Source organism: Maribacter sp. MS6, assembly GCF_056839185.1.
Map to the genome: position 1 here is coordinate 3,958,332 of NZ_CM166389.1, position 18,715 is coordinate 3,977,046.

The 18,715-nt window shown below is 40.5% G+C and carries 16 protein-coding genes; 13 read left to right on the top strand and 3 right to left on the bottom strand.

Annotated features, from left to right (window positions below):
• Window positions 1-73: 73 nt before the first annotated feature.
• Window positions 74-1,456, top strand: coding sequence for a transglutaminase-like domain-containing protein (locus MS6x_RS17295; protein WP_482603821.1), 1,383 nt, complete (start codon window positions 74-76; stop codon window positions 1,454-1,456).
• A gap of 41 nt (window positions 1,457-1,497) precedes the next feature.
• Here the strand turns inward: MS6x_RS17295 and MS6x_RS17300 are convergent, their stop codons facing one another.
• Entirely contained in the window at window positions 1,498-1,749 is a 252-nt protein-coding gene (locus MS6x_RS17300) for a hypothetical protein (RefSeq protein ID WP_482603823.1), read from the bottom strand.
• A 242-nt stretch (window positions 1,750-1,991) separates the two neighbouring features.
• On the opposite strand from MS6x_RS17300, the gene MS6x_RS17305 reads away from it, so the two are divergent.
• The 3 genes from MS6x_RS17305 to MS6x_RS17315 all read left to right on the top strand — a co-directional run bounded on the left by MS6x_RS17305 (window position 1,992) and on the right by MS6x_RS17315 (window position 7,658).
• Window positions 1,992-3,194 (top strand): metallophosphoesterase family protein, encoded by a 1,203-nt coding sequence (locus MS6x_RS17305; protein ID WP_482603824.1) that lies wholly within the window; start codon window positions 1,992-1,994, stop codon window positions 3,192-3,194.
• Window positions 3,195-3,198: 4 nt separating this feature from the next.
• Complete coding sequence (locus tag MS6x_RS17310; RefSeq protein WP_482603826.1) at window positions 3,199-6,234, top strand: AAA family ATPase; 3,036 nt, start codon at window positions 3,199-3,201, stop codon at window positions 6,232-6,234.
• A 98-nt stretch (window positions 6,235-6,332) separates the two neighbouring features.
• Window positions 6,333-7,658 (top strand): vanadium-dependent haloperoxidase, encoded by a 1,326-nt coding sequence (locus MS6x_RS17315; RefSeq protein WP_482603827.1) that lies wholly within the window; start codon window positions 6,333-6,335, stop codon window positions 7,656-7,658.
• 189 nt (window positions 7,659-7,847) lie between these two features.
• On the opposite strand, the gene MS6x_RS17320 is transcribed toward MS6x_RS17315, so the two are convergent.
• The gene (locus MS6x_RS17320) at window positions 7,848-9,665 is read right to left on the bottom strand and encodes a hypothetical protein (RefSeq protein WP_482603829.1); all 1,818 of its coding nucleotides are present in this window, start codon (window positions 9,663-9,665) and stop codon (window positions 7,848-7,850) included.
• Window positions 9,666-9,999: 334 nt separating this feature from the next.
• On the opposite strand from MS6x_RS17320, the gene MS6x_RS17325 reads away from it, so the two are divergent.
• Window positions 10,000-10,419 carry a CBS domain-containing protein gene (locus MS6x_RS17325; RefSeq protein ID WP_482603830.1) on the top strand — a complete coding sequence of 140 codons (420 nt, stop codon included), beginning with the start codon at window positions 10,000-10,002 and terminating at the stop codon, window positions 10,417-10,419.
• Window positions 10,420-10,531: 112 nt separating this feature from the next.
• Here MS6x_RS17325 and MS6x_RS17330 read toward each other — a convergent pair whose 3' ends face one another.
• Window positions 10,532-12,082, bottom strand: a complete 1,551-nt coding sequence (locus MS6x_RS17330; protein ID WP_482603831.1) for a sulfatase family protein — start codon at window positions 12,080-12,082, stop codon at window positions 10,532-10,534.
• A gap of 218 nt (window positions 12,083-12,300) precedes the next feature.
• Here MS6x_RS17330 and MS6x_RS17335 point away from each other — a divergent pair, with 218 nt between their 5' ends.
• From MS6x_RS17335 to MS6x_RS17370, 8 genes are all read left to right on the top strand, one after another.
• Window positions 12,301-12,933: a Crp/Fnr family transcriptional regulator gene (locus MS6x_RS17335; protein WP_482603832.1), complete on the top strand. Its 633-nt coding sequence runs from the start codon at window positions 12,301-12,303 to the stop codon at window positions 12,931-12,933.
• Window positions 12,934-13,381: 448 nt separating this feature from the next.
• Window positions 13,382-14,797 (top strand): MBL fold metallo-hydrolase, encoded by a 1,416-nt coding sequence (locus tag MS6x_RS17340; protein ID WP_482603833.1) that lies wholly within the window; start codon window positions 13,382-13,384, stop codon window positions 14,795-14,797.
• Between the two features lie 261 nt (window positions 14,798-15,058).
• Complete coding sequence (locus tag MS6x_RS17345; protein ID WP_482603835.1) at window positions 15,059-15,727, top strand: peroxiredoxin; 669 nt, start codon at window positions 15,059-15,061, stop codon at window positions 15,725-15,727.
• Between the two features lie 91 nt (window positions 15,728-15,818).
• Window positions 15,819-16,163 carry a rhodanese-like domain-containing protein gene (locus MS6x_RS17350; RefSeq protein ID WP_482603837.1) on the top strand — a complete coding sequence of 115 codons (345 nt, stop codon included), beginning with the start codon at window positions 15,819-15,821 and terminating at the stop codon, window positions 16,161-16,163.
• 73 nt (window positions 16,164-16,236) lie between these two features.
• Window positions 16,237-16,509 carry a heavy-metal-associated domain-containing protein gene (locus MS6x_RS17355; protein WP_482603839.1) on the top strand — a complete coding sequence of 91 codons (273 nt, stop codon included), beginning with the start codon at window positions 16,237-16,239 and terminating at the stop codon, window positions 16,507-16,509.
• Window positions 16,510-16,561: 52 nt separating this feature from the next.
• Window positions 16,562-17,569 carry a Tll0287-like domain-containing protein gene (locus MS6x_RS17360; protein ID WP_482603841.1) on the top strand — a complete coding sequence of 336 codons (1,008 nt, stop codon included), beginning with the start codon at window positions 16,562-16,564 and terminating at the stop codon, window positions 17,567-17,569.
• Between the two features lie 8 nt (window positions 17,570-17,577).
• Window positions 17,578-18,258 carry an aspartate/glutamate racemase family protein gene (locus MS6x_RS17365; protein WP_482603843.1) on the top strand — a complete coding sequence of 227 codons (681 nt, stop codon included), beginning with the start codon at window positions 17,578-17,580 and terminating at the stop codon, window positions 18,256-18,258.
• A gap of 134 nt (window positions 18,259-18,392) precedes the next feature.
• Window positions 18,393-18,599 carry a YgaP family membrane protein gene (locus tag MS6x_RS17370; protein WP_482603845.1) on the top strand — a complete coding sequence of 69 codons (207 nt, stop codon included), beginning with the start codon at window positions 18,393-18,395 and terminating at the stop codon, window positions 18,597-18,599.
• Window positions 18,600-18,715 lie beyond the last annotated feature (116 nt).

Consider the following 18,715-nt stretch of genomic DNA (forward strand, 5'->3'; position numbering starts at 1 on the left):
CTAAAAGTAGCTCCAGCTGTTCATATAATGTTTGAATTGTCGTACATTGAAGTAAAAATAAGGGAAAAAAGAAATGAAATATTTTAGCTTGGTTTTTGGTTTGATGGTGGCGATTTTGTTTTCCTGTAATTCCAGCCAAAAGAAAAAAGACACACAGAAAGCCTTGGTCACTATTGAAGTTCCCAAAGTAGTAACTGCCGATATTGAGGCAGGTATAAAAGCCAATATTGCCAAAAAGGTAGAAGAAGATGGTGGTTATTTTACTATGAATGCGAACGGAAAGGAGCTACGCCTGCAATTGGTTCGCGTGCATACCGAATATCTTTCCAATCTAGGGCCACGGCGCCATTTTGCTTGTGTAGACTTGGCCGATGTGAGCGGTGATGTCTACGATGTCGATTTTTTCTTGGAAGGGGACCCCGGAAGTATGACGGTGACCGAAACTACGCTTCACAAACTCAACGGAAAGCCATTTTATACCTGGAAACAGCGAGATGATAAAACATGGTATAAGATGCCCGTGCAAGATGCAACCAAGGATTTATTGGGTGTTGTGGAAGGTGAAGATCAATTTGAATTTAGCTACGAGGTTACCTTGCCAAAAATGGAAGAGACTACGAGTATGTGGATTCCCGTTCCCCAGTCCGATCGTTTTCAAACCATAGAACTTGTTTCCATAAAAACACCGGTAGATCATGATTCTCTAAAGGATAAATACAATAAAAACAAGGTCTTACATATGCGTTTTTCTCCCGAACATAGTGGAGAAATGGTAAAACTTGTTTACGATGTAAAAAGAAAGGAAAAACAAGCCTATGAAGATGACACCTCACCCAACGATTATCTGGGGGCCAGTATTTTAATGCCCATTGGAGACAGGTTTAAGATACTATCAGATTCCATTATCGGGAGCAAGCGTAAAGATGGCACAATAATGCAGGCACGAGCACTGTACGATTATATCATAGATAATATGCGCTATATGAAATCTGGAACCTACGGTACAGGAGATGCGGTCTATGCCTGTGATGCGCTAACTGGTAATTGTACGGAGTTCCATTCCCTTTTCATTTCTTTGGCGCGATCTGCTGGAATCCCATCCCGCTTTGCCGTTGGCGCTTCCATCCCGTCCGATCGTGATGAAGGCGGTATTTCCGGTTATCATTGTTGGGCAGAGTTTTATGCCGAAGGAAAATGGTGGCCGGTAGATATTAGCGAAGCAAATAAATATTCTGCCTTGGCTACCTATTATTTTGGCAGACATCCGGCAAATAGAATCGAGTTTACGAGGGGAAGGGATTTGGTTTTGGAGCCAGGGCCTAGTTCGGGACCTATAAATTTCTTGGCCTATCCCGTGATGGAGCAAGCGAACAAACCACTTTTTCCTAAAACATTTTTTTCATTTCAACGGAAAAAAGAAAATGAAGATTCAAAAGACCAAGTCAGTTTGCGCTAACTCTGGTCGTTTTAAATCTTCATTTTTTCAAGTATGTTTAATTATTTCGGATGTTCATCACCTCCAACAGAGTCTTTTTCTCCTGCAGTTGGATGCTCATCACCTCCGGTTGGATGCTCTTCTTTTGCGTCACCATCCTCCGTTGGATGTTCCTCGCTTGTTGGATGTTCTTCTTGTTGTTCCGTGGTTTCCTTCTTTTTCTCTTCCCTGCAAGAAGTTAACGATGTGGCAGCAACAAAGCTAAAAACCATCATAAACAACAATACGCGCTTTAATTCTTTCAATCGATTCATTTTATTTTAGATTTTGGGTTGATTTTATTTTGGAACTATTCCAATTGTTATATAGTAAATATAACGAAATATACCGCACGTATTGCTTTTGCCGTCAATATGGACAGGAGATTATTGTGTGCTGATAATACACTTACATTTGGTTTCTGACTTTACGTTAATATCTTTTTGAAACAGGAACCGAATCTATTTCTTTAAAAATCCATAATATTATAGATCGATACTAAAATGGACTGCCTTACATGAAAATTCTCCATACCTCGGACTGGCATATTGGTAAGCAATTACATAAATATGATTTGGCCGATGATCTAAATCTGTTTTTTGATTGGTTGATACCCTATATAAGGACCGAAGCCATAGACGTGCTCTTGGTCTCGGGCGACGTTTTTGATCAGGCCAATCCGTCACAAGCGGCTTTTAAGCAGTATTATGATGTCCTGCGGCAACTAGTGCAGCTGGATTGTAAGCTTATCATTACGGGTGGAAACCACGATTCTGCCGCTGTCCTTAACGCGCCGAAGGAATTATTGAACGCCTTTGAAATTACCGTTATCGGTGGGGCAACGGAAGAAATATCTGAAATGTTCATCGAAACAGATAAAAATGGGGAGCGACTCATAGTGGCCGCTGTTCCTTTTTTAAAAGACAGGGATATACGAAAATCGGTTGCGGGAGAAACATACGCTACCAAAATCGAGCAGATAAAAGCGGGTTTACAGACTTATTTTTCGGAGGTAAATTCCTACTATACATCAAATTATTCTAATGCATTTTTCGTAGTTATGGGACATTTATTTGTTCAGGGTAGTGTCGTATCCGAAAGTGAACGCGATATACAAATCGGGAACCAGGCTGGTGTTTCGGCAGGGATGTTTCAAGGAGTTCCTAATTATGTGGCCTTAGGGCATATTCATAAGCCGCAGGCTGTATCTGAAGAAGACTACATACATTATTGCGGTTCGCCGGTTTCCTTAAGTTTTTCGGAGAAGGAGGACCAAAAGCAGGTCAATGTAATCACGGTTAAGAATAATAGAATAGCCGAACTGGAAATGGTACCGGTCCCAAAGCAGCGAAACCTCTTGGCCTTTACAGGTACATTGGAAGAAGTAGAGCAACAGATTTTGGGGTACAGCGAAGTAACGCAACTCATATCCCTTGCGGAAGTGATCGTATATGAAGGAACAGAAAGTTTGGAAAGGCGCCAGGCCTTTGAAACTTTTGTAAATGAACAGCCAAATCCACTACTACAAATTGTAAAATCACGACTTACATTCAGTAATAAAGTACGCGGTGCGAGCGATGCCTTCGCTGTAGGTACTGATGTTTCTGACGTAACACCGATGCAAATGTTCGAAAAGAAATTAGAATTGCAATCCGGTCTGGACAATACCGAGGAACTCAAAGCCGCTTTTAGAGATATATTACAGGAACTTAATCTATAGGCTGATGAAAATCTTAAAAATAAGGTTCCAAAACATACACTCGCTCAAAGGAGAGCACGAAATAGATTTTTCCAACGGTATCTTGGCCGAGGCTGGTCTATTTGCCATTACAGGTCCAACTGGCTCGGGCAAATCTACCTTGTTGGATGTAATTACCTTGGCACTTTATAACCGTATTTCGCGGGTAGACCGCACCATTACCAATACCGTTTTGGAAGACGATGGCGGCATTATGACACGGAATATGAGCAGCTGTTATGCGGAAGTGGACTACGCTGTAAATGGAAAAGCATACCGCAGTCACTGGTCTATTGAACGCAACCGAAATAATAATCTGAATGCTAGAAAACAAGAATTAGTCGATGTGGGAACCGGAACCATTCTTGAAAGTGGAACCAAAACCCCGGATAAAAACGAGGAAATTATTCGCTTGAGCTATGAACAGTTTGTGAAGGCGATGGTACTTTCCCAAGGGGAGTTCAGTAAGCTGTTGCAAGCGCCCCGAAACGAACGTAACAAGTTGTTGGAAGATATTACGGGGGCAAAATCCTATCGGAATATTGGAAAGGCGGTTTTTCAGCGTTACGCCGCCGTAAAGAAAAAGGTAGAGTTAAAAGAAGCAGGTTTGGCTGTTATTGACATGCTTTCGGAAGAGGATATTAAGAATAAGCAAGCAGAACTGAAGACTTTGGAAACCGATAAACCCAAAGTGCAAAAGGCCTATGACCAGCAGCGCGAGAAAGTTGAAATTAGGAAGCAACTGGTAGAGGCGGAAAAAACGCAACAACGTTTAGCGGAAAAGGCGGTTGAACTACAAGGATTTTTTAACGATTTTGAAGCTGATAAAACACTGCTGGAACAACATGAACGCTTGGCGAAATATGCCGATTCCTTACGCAATTATGATACTTCCCAGAAAGAACTAGGAAAACTTGAACGGGAAGAAAAAAGGATTCAAAAAGCGAAAGATGAGGAGGAAGAGCAACTCAATAGACAGCTTAAAGCTATAGGAAGCTTAATCGGCGAACCGGTTACCCAGGAAAATGCCAATACCAAACTAGAAGTGTTTAGAAGTGCTATTGCAAAGCTACAGGCAGCAGAAATAGCTAAAAGGAAAGAAGTGCAATTGTATCGGACCCAGATAACAGGTTTGCTAAACAAGTTAGGCCAACTAGGCTATGCATTGCTACCGTTACAAACGCCTAGTGACTTGGAAAAGCAGCTACAGGGTTTGGAAATCGTACTTAAGGAAATAATTGAAAGTTCCGGAGCTGCCTCGCTACAACAATTGGAGACGCAATTGGACGAGTTCCGGAACTTGCAGGAAACTGCGGGACTAGTGTTGGAAAAAAAGAGCCAGCTCTTGAAGGTGGAGAAACTGCTCATGGATGCCTCTGCACAACTAAAGGCAGGGGAGGAAAAAGAGAAAGAGAACAATAATACCCTTGTTATACTTAACAAGGAATTGGTTGGGCTGGAAAGTGAGGTGGCCGGTTTACAAAAAACTTTGGAACACCAGCATAAACATCAAAGCTTGGACGCGCATCGGTTGAAGTTAATAGACGAAGAACCTTGTCCACTTTGTGGCGCCTTGCACCATCCGTATGCGACAAAAAAGCCGCATTTTGATGCCAACGAGGAAAGCTTGAAGCGAAAGGAGTCGGATTTGCACAAGCACCGAGGATTTATCATCAGCTTGGAAGAAAATAACAAGTTTAGGGTAGGGGAGATGCAACGTCTAAAAGTTGAAATCGAACTAAAAACGAAGGAAAAATCCGCTTTGAATACCCAATTGGATGCATTATTGCACCGTTTAAATTGGTCCCCAAAAGAAGATTTGGCTTCCTTGGAAACAAGGCGAAATGAACTGAATACGCAAATTCAAAATTTGTCGGGCTCCAAAAATGCATTTAGGGCAAATGAGGTGCTTCAAGAAGTAAAAGCATCCCAGCAGTTATGGCAAAAAGCACTTGCGGAATACCAAAATAAAGAGGCGGAGCGTGGCAAACGCTATGCAGGTACAAACATTGATACGGAGTCGAACAAATTGGGTACTGCCATTGCAGAAAGTAGTACCTCCAAAAGGAGTTTGGAAAAACAGCTGATGGCCGTCAAAGGGCAATTACAAAAAATTAAGCAGGAAGGAACCGAATATAGGCAGCAGCTAGATTCGATTTTGGCGAAAGAGGAAATCGATGATCTGGAACAGTTGCGGCTTGCCATTTTGCCCGAGGAAATTGCCAAAAAGCACCGCTACCGAAAAAACGAATTGGATCTTTGGAAAGCCAAACTGACAGAAAAACAGACAGCCAATATCGATGCCATCGCTTTATTGACGGCAAAGAACGACCCTAAATATTCTTTTGAGCAACTTTCTGAATTTTTCACGGAATCAAAGGAAAAATGGGAGACGCTATCCGTAAACTTGGGCAAGATTTCGCAGTTGCTGGCAGACGATCAAAAAACTAGGGAAAAGGTTAAAATCGAGCAAGCAGAACTAGGAAAGCTAAAAAAGGACCAATTACTTTGGAAGACCATGAACGACCTGATCGGTGATGCCAATGGTAATAAATTTTCAAATTTCGTTCAGGACCTTACCTTGGAGCAGCTTATTGGGTATGCAAACAAACGCCTATCCGAATTTACAGATCGCTACCTATTGGATATTCCCACAGCGGACGAGGCCGAGAAAAGCGACACCCTTAAAATCTTTGATACCTACATGGGCAATGCAAGACGATCGGTCAAAACCCTTTCGGGTGGGGAAACCTTCTTGGTGAGTCTGGCAATGGCTTTTGCACTTTCCGATATCGCTTCAAGAAACGTAAAAATAGAATCACTATTTATAGACGAGGGTTTTGGTACCTTGGATCCGGAAACGCTTGATCAAGCGATAACCATTCTAGAAAAAATGCAGAACGAGGGCGACCGCTCCGTTGGGGTCATTTCGCACGTTGGTGCATTAAAAGAACGGATTACCACGCAGATACAGTTAGAAAAGAGTAGTCTGGGGCATTCACAGATAAGGGTAGTGCAGTAGGGTAAGCTTTACATAAACTTTAACCTTATTCTAAGAGGGTTGATTTGCCTGTACTAGGCAGAAATATTTATTTTTAAGTCGTTATATATTTTAATTTTATGATTTGTACGTATCAATATTTTCATTTTAAGAATTTCTTTCTTATAACGCTATTCACTTGGTATATAGGAAGCTTAGCTGCTTTTGGGCAAGATAAAGAACCGACATATCGGGCATTTATGTTTCAGAGCGAAACTGCTAATTTTTCAGCTGAAAATTCTGGTTTGGAACTGGAAGCAAAGGCAATACACGAATCCCAGCAACAACTAAATGATAGTCTTTTGCAGGAAGTACGCTTTTGGAATGCCGCATACCCATCCTACCGATGGCACCAAATTATGGTCGCCGCGGGAGACCGTACCAAAGGCCATAAAAATGGCGGTCGTATGGCCATCCTGCATTTGGCAGTTTATGATGCAATGGTACAGGTATTGCAAATTAAGCATCGTACACCTAGGAAAGCTCCGTTTGAATTAAACAATGACATAAAAGCGCTGGCGGAATCTACTTCAGCTTCGAGCTTTATTTGTGAGTATAGTGCTGCGGCGGCGGCAAGTCATAAAATCATAGGTCATTATTTTCCGGAATATCGGTCCAAATTAGATAGTCTGTTAACCCGTTTTAAAACAGCTCGTTTACGGTCTGGGCTCCAATACGAAAGCGATATAGAAATTGGAATGGACATTGGAACTGCTATTGCTAAGAAGTACATTGCCTATGGCAAAACAGACCGTACCGATAAGGAATGGAGCGGGAAACTTCCAAATGATAAAAGGTTATGGAGCGGAACACCAAGCAAATGGGATCCTATGAAAGCGCAATGGAAAACCTTGACGCTAGAGGCCAATGATCAATTTAGGCCGGTACCTCCACCAAGTGATTGGACGGCCGATATGGAAGAACTTAGACAGTTTAACACCGAACATAAAAGCAGCGGCATTGCTTGGAAATGGCGCACAGAGCCGGTTTGGGATAGGGTGGTGGAACGTAAAATCTTGGAATATGGATTGGATTCCTTTCAATCCGCCTTTGCTAACGCCGTGTTCCATACTGCCCGTTTTGATGCAACTATTGCCGCTTGGGACGGGAAGTACCATTATTGGACTATCCGCCCGTTTCAGTATGATCCCAATTTTGAACCAATTTTGGTAGATACGCCAAATTTTCCCGGTTATCCTGCAGGTCATACCACGGTAGCGGGATCCTTGGCAAAAGTGTTATCCCATCTTTTTCCACTTGATAGCGACGAATTTGAAGCCTTAGCAAACGAATGTTCGGAATCCCGTTTTGAAGGTGGAGTCCATTTTAGAACCGATAATGAGGTGGGCCTGGAAGTAGGCAAAAAAGTCGGAGCACAGGTATGGAAGGCATTTTCGGAATTATGAAAATAGAAGAAAAGGCCTAGAGCTCTTAAGTTACTATGAAAAACATAAGATTCTTGGATGGTGCATCTAGTCATGCACCCCAAATTTCTCCGCAATAAAGTATATACCACAGAGAATTAAAATAGATAGGGATTCGGATTATTTCAGGATAGGCACTACGTGTTTGTTTTTATCGTGTTTGGATTTTTGCTAAACTTTAGGTGCTATCGCTGCCTCTATATCGGTTAGGGATTGGACCATTGAATTAACTATGATTCGCGAACCGTGCAGTTGCACCGCTATACAGGTGGGTGACGATTGGGATTCTTCTTTGTTCACCAAGAGGTTTTCATAATAGGCAATACCTTCCAAAAGGTTGGTTCCAAAGCCAATGAGTTGTTTTCTCCGTTTTTCGGTCGGCATTCTTTTGTTATCGGTAATTTGTTCTTTATAATACTGCAAATAGACCTGCAGTTCCTTAATGAACATATTGGGGCGGTCCGTACGGTTCATTATATTGGTTCTGCCGTACACATGGTCTATCATTTTTTTAAGAGAAGTAATTTTTGAGAAATAGGCCATGTTGGGTCCCGGGCAAATAGAAACCCCTTCACCTTCTTCTTTAGTATCCAAGTTATAGGCCAAAAGGGCCGCTGTTCCCAATCCTACACAGGTACAGGATTTTTCGGTAATCTTGATGTATTGGTAGTCAAATTCTGATTTTGATAACCCTTGCGATTCCAGTTCTTTAAGTTTTGCTGCCTGATACTGTCTAGATGCCGTACATAGACCCTTTTCCTTAATATCGGTGTTCAGGGCTACAAACCGCTTTGGGCAGGGGCTTCCCGGTTTGCCTTCTGCTATGCGTTTTGCCTTTTCCAAATCCTTGGTATTTCCCACAAGGCTGTGAAAAGGAATCCCTAAGGGTGATGTATTACTAAGGTAAAGGTCGTCTTCCTGCGCCGCTACCAATTTGTCCAGTGTAGCCTTGTCTACTGTCGTAGCTTCCGGTACCAAAAGAAACGCAGAACCCCAACCTACGGAATCCACGTCATATTCGTTTATCAGGAAATTATGTTCCTCTGCCGTGCCCACACCGCCTTGGGCACTAAGCTTTAAGGGGAGGGGGGTTACGGGTATGGCGCGTTCTTTATTTTTAAGTGCTCCGGATAATATTTCAAATACTGATGTGATAAGTTCCTCACGATTTTCCTTGAACTGTTGTAAGATAGGTCCCATAAGATGGCCGTCGGTGGCAAAAGCATGGCCACCGCAGTTTAAGCCAGACTCTATCCGGTACTCGGAGACCCAGATTCCTTTTTTGGCTAAAAATTTTCCTTGTATCAAGGCGGATCGGTAATCACTTACCTTAAGGATAATCTTCTTTTTTATGTTACCATTTGCATCTGGAAAAAAATCCTCAAATTGCTCTAGATAGGCATACAGTCTGGGATTCATACCAGCAGAAAGTACTACGGAAGATGCTAGGTTGCTATTCGCAAAACCTCTAAGTGCTGCATGGGCATCGTTGTACTCGGAGGGTAACTTATCCTTTTTTATGTAATTATCCTTGTCTACTTTGGTCATGATATTCACATCTATGCCACCCATAGGCATTTGTTCTTTTACCCAATTTGCGATTTCGGATACAGGAAAGGCGTCTTTAGTACGTTGTAAAAACTCCTGTTTAAAGGTTGAGGTGTCCGGCAGCATATTAAAATAGTCCTTAATATCGTTTGCCGTTTCTGTTGTAGCATGTTTGAATACCTCAAATTTTGATTGGGTTAATTCGTTGATTATATTGAGGTAGGAAGTAACCCGTTTTGCTCTAAAATCCTCCATTTTATCGGTGATTTCTTGGTAGGGAAGGTCAAACTTACCGCAGTACATCTTACGAAGTTTCTCCAATAAAATATCATCGACCAGAGAGATGACGGAATCCACCCCTAAATGCGCGACTTTTAAGGGAGAATCTATGGTAAAGCCTATGCCCATTACGGGAATGTGAAAAGAATGTGCGTATGCCATTAAAAATTATATTTTATGTTTTTTGAATAAGGTTACTCGATTGTCGAGTTTAAATTTCATGTTGGTACGCAATGCCTTTAGGGCTATCCCTCAGGTCATTGTAATACAGGTAAATACCCAACAAAAATCGTTGTTTTTGTAAAGCTTAAACATGATTTTTATCAGGTTTCAGTTTGTTTTTTAATACGTCGATATCAATAGTTTTAAAGCGCTCTGTTTCTTTTGCTATATTGTTTGTACAGGTGCGGCTCGTTCTTTTTCAAGAGTGACATTTATCATGTTCTGGGTAGTAGCAATAGTGTAATTTTATTCTATTAATTATAAAATCATCAGAATGAGAAAACGAGTTCCTGTTACCGAGATAATGACAAAGAACGTACTTACGTTAAGTACTAAAGATAATTTAGAAAAGGCTGAAGAACTTTTTAAAAAGCATAAAATCCGCCATGTACCTGTAACTGCGGGGAAAAAGATATTAGGGATGCTTAGCTATACCGATTTAATGCGAATAAGTTTCGCGGATGCCATTGGGGATGATGAATATGATGTAGATACTACGGTTTACAATATGTTCTCTATTGAGCAGGTAATGGCTAAGAACGTTGTTTCCGTTAAACCGAGTACGACCATACAGGAAGTCGCTGAATTTCTGACTAACAAGGAATTTCATGCGCTTCCCGTAGTAGATAATGAAGAGCTGGTAGGCATTGTAACCACTACGGATTTAATTAAATACCTGTTAGCGCAGTATTAAATTTTGCTTCAGGTCGATAAAAAGAATGTCTAAAAAAGTTTGGAAGGTTAACGTTACATGCGATACCGGCCACTTTCTTTTAGGCATTTTTTTTGATTTTGATTGCTGGCTTTTAAGGATGGGAGCTTACTTGGTCGTATGTAGCCTGTAAATCCAATGGATCATCCATGGTTTTTTGTAACTCCATCAAATCCTTAAAAAGTGCTTTTACTTTTTCTTTATACTGGGGATTATTAGCCAAATCGTTCATTTCGTACGGGTCATTTTTCATGTCGAACAAAAGCACCTTATCAATGGTAGGATATACCAACAATTTAAAACCATCCTTGCGGATCATGCGCTGCAAATTCATATAGGCACCATAGACTCCGTTGTAATTTCCTTTTACATTTTCTTCAAATAGCATATTCTTAAAGCTTTTGAACTGTACATAATCTGGTTTTTTAATACCGGCCAAATCCAAACTGGTCGCCATAATATCCTGAAGGTAAATGTCCTCGGTTATTCGTTTTCCTTTAGGAACACCCGGTCCCATAACCATTAGGGGAATACGAATACTGTGATCAAATAAACTTTGTTTTCCCAATAGGCCATGCTGCCCAACAGATAGTCCGTGATCCGCCGCAAAAAAGACATATGTATTAGCCATCTTGCCCGATGCTTCTAGGGCATCCAGAATTTTACCTACCTGTTCATCTAAATGTGAAATAATAGCGTAGTATTCTTGACGGTGCTTTTTAACGGCATACTCGGTTCTCGGATAGGGTGCCAAGGCCTCGTCTCGTAAAGTGGGCTCGTTTCCAATGGCGTCTTTCCATGGATATATTGGTAAAAAATTATCGGGAACGGTAACGGAATCCAATGGGTACTTATCTAAAAACCGCTGCGGTGCTTGTCTTGGATCGTGGGGTGCATTAAATGCCAAGTACATAAAAAAGGGATTTTCCTTTTTTTTAGTTTCTTGCAAGAAATCCATGGCATCGTTGCGTACCACTTCGCTCCAATGGGTGCCACCTTCCCAAAACCCTCCCTGTAGACTATCGGTGGGCGACCATTCGGCATCGTTTTTATCGGTAGGCCGTGCATATTCCATAGGTAGATAGCCGTTCCAATCGGTCATATCGCCCGATTCCGTTTCCCATTTTTTAAAAGCGGCTGACAATTCTCCTCGACGATCGCCAGGCATTCCGGGACGAATATGCTTAGTTTGTGAAAAAATAAGATTAGCAGGTGCCTGTACATGCCATTTTCCCGTCATGTAGGTGTCGTAACTAGCTTGCTCCATTAGCTTGGGCCAGGTTTGCTGTAGTGCCGTACTATCCTTTCCTCCCCACAAACTAGCCTTGTCCTTGGCATTCCATAAATACGCTCCGGAAATAATCATAGCCCGAGACGCAACGCACACGGCACCATGCCAGCCGCCCATATTGTATGCGTGGGTAAAAGTCGTTCCGGAATTGACCATCCGGTCCAAGTTAGGAGTGTAGATTTCTTTATTCCCTAGTGCATGTATTGTCGTAAAGGTCTGGTCGTCGGTAAACAGGAAAACAATGTTGGGTTTTGATGAGGGCTCATAGGCCACTAAATCTTGACTTCGTTTGCAAGCTATAAGGAAAATGGCTAGGCCAATTATTACTAATTTATGTTTAATGTAGGTTCTCATACTATTGGCATCAGAGTGATTCGTAAATTAGGCATAATTAATGGACATTCTCTGACATTAGATTCCCGAGCATAAGTTACCAATTTCAACTGGTTTCACGGCTGCGATTTTTGTAACAATCTTTTAAATACCTTATCTTTCGATACTTATTAAATACTGTTTATCTGCGTGTTGTAATCGAAGATATAAACACCCTACAATCGAAACTAATTTTAAAGATGATTCAGGACTTAAAAGAACACTACGGACATATTTTCGATGATGAACTTTTAAACGAAATAGACGCCTGTGCCGTACTAAAAGAAGTACCGGAGGGAGGGAAGCTCATGGAAATTGGAGACTACATAAAATCCATGCCCCTATTGATTTCCGGTGTTATTAAAGTGCTACGTGAAGATGACAATGGTGATGAGCTGTTGCTCTATTTTTTGGAACATGGAGACACCTGTGCCATGACCTTAAATTGTTGCATGACGCAAAGCCAGAGCGAAATACGCGCTATTGCCGAGACCGATACCAAACTCATTATGATTCCCATAAAAAAAATGGAGGAGTGGATGGCTAAATACCAACGGTGGCGCAATTTCGTATTGGAAAGTTATAATAACAGGTTAAACGAACTTTTGGAAACCTTGGACTCCATCGCTTTTCTAAATATGGACGAGCGTTTACTCAAATACCTAAAAGAAAAAGCTAGGGTAACGAACAGTGCAGCCATCAACAATACCCATCAAGAAATTGCCTATGAGCTGCATACCTCTAGAGTAGTCGTTTCGCGCTTACTCAAAAAGCTGGAAAACATGGGTAAAATTAAGTTGAATCGAAATCAGATTCAGCTATTGGACCTATAATTAAAATACAAATTCAATAAAATAAATCCGACTTTTTTTCGCTAGACGCTAGATACCCAGTCCTCGGTGTTTTATGTTTGTTTCCAATCCACTGTTATAAGGCGTTCCCCCTTCTCAAATTCCTATTGCTTTCAAATAAACTTGCAATTGCTTGGGTATCGTTGTTTTTATCAAACTATGGAAACGATTTGAACTTATGCCTCTGGCACGGAACCTCTAAACCAGAAACGTCAAAAACTTTCTTTATTTGATCCTTCATTCTGAATCATCGGAAATAAAATAAACCTACATTTCTTGAAACTTTAGCTTAATCCTTCCACTTTTAAAGTTGTCCTGACATTTATCATTTCTGAATTAATATGAAAATTAAACCTTTGTAACCTATGTTACTGTAGGTATTTAGGTGCCGTAGTACTTTTACAATATAAACATCCAAAGAAATAGAAAAATGAAAATAGAACAGATTTATACCGGATGCTTGGCACATGCTGCTTACTACTTGGAGAGTAATGGGGAGGCTGCCATTTTTGACCCCTTACGAGAGGTACAGCCTTATATTAACCGTGCCAAAAAGGATAATGCGAAAATAAAATATGTTTTTGAAACGCATTTTCATGCCGATTTTGTGAGCGGCCATCTAGACCTTCAGAAAAAAACAGGTGCAAAAATTGTTTTTGGCCCAACGGCAAAACCTAGTTATGAGGCTTTGATTGCCGAAGACGGACAACTATTTGAAGTAGGGGATTATAAGGTGCAAGTGATTCATACACCAGGTCATACCATGGAAAGTATTACGTATTTGCTCATAGATGAAAAAGGCAAAGAACATGGGATTATTACAGGAGATACATTGTTCATAGGAGATGTAGGAAGACCGGATTTGGCACAGCATGTAATTGCCGACCTTACCGAAGAGAAATTGGCCGGACATCTATTTGATTCCTTACGGAACAAAATTATGCCCCTTAGCGATGATTTGATAGTATATCCAAACCATGGCGCTGGTTCTGCATGCGGTAAAATGATGAGCAAGGAAACTACAGATACCTTGGGCAATCAGAAAAAAACGAATTATGCATTGCGGCCCGATATGACTAAGGAAGAGTTTATTAAAGAACTCCTAACAGGTCTTACAGCGCCACCAAGTTATTTTCCTCAGAATGTGCTGATGAACATCAAAGGATATGATAGTTTGGATACGGTGCTAGATCGTGGTAAAATTCCCCTTTCCCCAGAAGCTTTTGAGGCAGCGGCCAATGAAACGGGAGCACTCTTATTAGATACTAGGAGTGCGGAAGATTTTGCAAAAGGATTCATTCCTAATAGCATTAATATTGGTCTTGAAGGAAGTTTTGCGCAATGGGTAGGAGAAATGATTCCTGATGTAAAACAGGAAATTCTATTGATTACCTATCCCGATAAACAAGAGGAAGCAATTACAAGACTTTCACGAGTAGGCTATGACCATACTATTGGTTTTTTAGAGGGTGGTTTTGCTAGTTGGACCGCTGCGGATAAAGAATATGAAACCGTAGGACGCATTTCCCCTACCGAATTTGAGTCAATCTATAACGATTCCAAACCATTGGTCTTCGATGTTAGAAAGAAAAGCGAGTATGATTCCGAGCATATCGTTGGTGCTATTAATGTTCCTTTAAATGAAATAAATGAGCATTTATCCCAATTTCCTAAAGAAAAGTTTTTTGTACTACACTGTGCAGGAGGCTACCGTAGCATGATTGCGGCATCTATTTTAAAGCAACGGGGTTGGGAAGATGTAGTTGATGTGGATGGTGGTTTTGCGGAAATGAAAAATACATCCGTAGAAAAAACCGAATACGTGTGCCCTACTACCTTGCTTTAAACAAGGACTAGAGATTTTAGAGTTGAGACTAAAAAACTTCTGAAAGTTTTAGTCAGCTGGTTTTTGGTAAACTTTTACAAATACTAAAAACTAGGGATGTTAAATAGTACTTGGGGAATGAATTTAAAAGCTATACGATTAATGGAAAAAATGAAACCGCTTAAATTAAACAAATTAAGTACAGTCTAATAAGGGTTATAGACGCAAATAAGACCACATAGTGTTAAATCTAATATCTAAAATCCTAAATCTAATTTAAAAATGGAAACAACAGAATTAAAAATAACCACAATGCCCAGAATAGGAGATTTAGCTCCAGATTTTGAAGCGGTAACAACGAAAGGAAAAATTAGACTTTCGGATTTTGCGAAGGATAAATGGCTGGTCTTATTTTCCCATCCGGCAGATTTTACCCCAGTTTGTACTACAGAAATGAGCGGATTTGCGGTGCGTAAAAAGGAGTTTGATGCCTTAAACACAGAATTACTAGGTCTAAGTATAGATAGCGTTCACGCCCATTTAGGTTGGGTAAACAATGTAAGGGAGAAAACAGGGGTGTATTTTGATTTTCCCATCATAGCGGATATAGACATGAAGATTTCCAAATTATATGGAATGCTTCAGCCGAATGAGAGCGAAACCGCCGCAGTAAGAGCCGTTTTCTTTATAGATCCAGAAAAGAAAATCCGGTTGATAATGTACTATCCATTAAACGTTGGGCGTAATATGGACGAGATACTACGTGCATTGGAAGCACTCCAAATATCGGACAAATTTAAAGTGGCCATGCCTTTGGATTGGAAGAAAGGTGACCAGGTTATTGTTCCGCCACCAAAAACCTTGGCGGAAATGGATGCAAGGTTAAACGACGACTCCGTAGAGAAGGTAGATTTTTATCTTGCTAAGAAGGAGCTAAACTTAAACGAATAGTAAATTGATTTGGTTGGTTGTTTTTAAAGAAACGGTCAAAGTAAGATTTGACTGTTTCTTTTTCAAAAATCAATTCTTTAAAATATAATATATGTCATTCTTAAGTACCTTATTTGGAATTAGAAACGAAGCATCGGATAAAATCGAGATACTTGATGCAAACAGCTATAAAGAGGCGATTTCCGGTAAAAAAGTACAGCTGGTCGATGTGCGCACCGCCAACGAATTTAAAGGCGGCCATATCAAAAATGCCGTTAATATTGATTTTTTTAATGCAGCCGGATTCAAAAAATCTTTTGATAAAATGAACAGGGAACAACCAATTTACTTGTATTGTCGTTCCGGGGCGCGGAGCCAAAAAGCTGCGCGGAGATTGGTGGATATGGGTTTTTCTCAAATTTATGACCTAAAGGGAGGATATTCGCGTTGGTCGTGAAACCCCCGAACCTGCAATTGGGAAATTTAATACTCCTAGGTTGACCCTTAGGAGAAAATGAATTATTAGCGCTATGAAAACAGCAATAACAATACAGAATTTAAAATGTGGCGGTTGCGTAAAAACCATTACGTCCAAACTAGCGGAATTAGAACATATTTCGGACTTGAACGTAGATGTGGATTCGTCAACCGTAACATTTGAACATAACAACATGGAACATGCTTTAGCGGTTAAGGAGCGGCTAAAATCCTTGGGTTACCCATCCATCGATGATAAAAATTCTATAGGCACTAAGGCGATGTCCTTTGTGAGTTGTGCTACCGGAAAGATGTCCAAAGCATAATAGGAAACATGCATAGAAATAACATGGAACAAAAACCATTAAAACATGACTAATGAAACAGCTGTTATTTTTAGTATCGCTTATTTTAGTGTTCAGTTGTAAGGATGCCCCAAAATCCGGTGTTTCGGAAATAACTACTACAGCAGCGTTAGAGCGTTCTGAAAGGAACCATGAAGGTAGAAAAATCATGGAAACGGAGTTTTATATTTGTCATGATCCTAAGGTAGCGCAAGAAAGTATGATCGCACCGCCAATGATTGCCATAAAAAAGCACTATATAGGTGAAAAAACAACTAAAGAAGAGTTTACCCAAGATCTTATTAAATGGATAAATGATCCAGAAGCTATTACCAAAATGCCCGGTGCACAACGTAAGTTTGGGAAAATGCCTTATATGCCCTACCCGGATGATGTTGTGGAACAAATAGCGGACTACCTGTATGATAATGAAATAGAGAAGCCATCATGGTTCGATGCCCATTTTGAAAGTGAGCACGGCAATGGTAAGGGAATGGGAAAAGGAAAAGGAAAGGGTAAGGATAAAAAGAAAGCAGCAGAGGCACCCCAAGATGCTAATGCCAAAATTGGCATGCAATACGCCTTAGCCGCCAAAGGCGCACTGGGTAAAAACCTAATGAAGGCCATACAGGAACAGGGTACTATAGGGGCGTTGGAATTCTGTAACGTCAAAGCATTGCCATTAACCGACAGTATCGCGCAGCTTAAAAATGCAACTATCAAAAGGGTATCGGACAAACCACGAAATCAGGCAAATACTGCACGCGCAGCCGAGCTTGGCTATATCTCTTATTTCAAGGGGATTGTTGCTTCTGGAACAGAACCCAAACCCATATTAAAAGAAGAGAACAAAAAAGTAAATTTCTATTTTCCCATTACTACTAACGCGATGTGTCTTCAATGTCACGGAACACCTAACAAGGAAGTACAACCCGCAACAATGGCCAAACTTCAAGATTTATACCCTTCCGATAAAGCACTTGGTTATGACACAAATGAAGTTAGAGGTATTTGGGCGATTACTTTTGATGATAAAAAGTAAGAATAGACATGAAAACACTAGGACTAATTGGTGGTACATCATGGCATTCAACAATCGTCTATTATCGTTTGATCAATGAGTTGGTGGGAAAGCAAATTGGTACGCGGGGCAATCCGCCTATGATTATCCATAGTATAAACATTGAAGTTATGCGCGAACAAAATGTGGATAGAATAAATACTACCTATTTGGATGTCGCCCAAAAACTCCAGAAAGCAGGTGCAAAAGGAATTGTTATCTGTGCCAATACGCCGCATATGGCTTATGATTTTGTCCAGCCAAAAATCGACATTCCCATTTTACATATTGCCGATGCCACAGGAAAGGAAGCTGCAAGACTGGGACTCAAAAAATTAGGATTATTGGGTAACCGGCCAACCATGACTAAAGGATTTATTCCCAATGTTTTGATGAAAAAATATGGTATCGAAACACTAGTTCCCGAAACACATAGCATTTCAATGGCGCACGATTATGTTTCCAAGGAGTTGACACAAGGCCAGTTTACCGAAAAGGCCAAAGACTTTTTTCTTGACCAGATTAGTATGCTGATAAAACGTGGTGCCCAAGGAATCATTTTAGGCTGCACTGAGTTGCCCTTGTTGATCAAACAGGAGGACGTCGAAATCACCTTGCTATCTACCACAGATTTACACGCTCAATTGGCGGTAGATTTTATTTTAGATTGATTTTTTTCACTACTTTCAAGTAAGCTTTAACCTGATTATCGAATGTACAAGTAACCATATAATCCTCTTTTACCAATCACCCCTAACTCTTGGGTCGGTAGAAGCTAGGGAATAAAAACAAATAAAATATAATTATGAAAAAAAACATGGGCGGAACTGACCGCATAATTCGTATTATTGTAGCAATGGCCGCTGTAGGTTTGTACTATTTTAAAGTTATCGATGGCACCTTGGCATATGTACTTTTAGCATTGGCCGCCGTTTTTTTATTAACTAGTTTCGTCAGCTTTTGTCCGCTTTACACCCTTTTTGGAATAAATTCATGCAAATTGAAGAAGTAATTTCTTTGGCTTAATAAATTAATAAAGATCTATCCCATTTTTGGGATAGACCTTTTTTGATGCCTTGTTTCCAAGTTTTCAAAAGCTTTGTAACAAATGTTACTGTATTCGCAAAA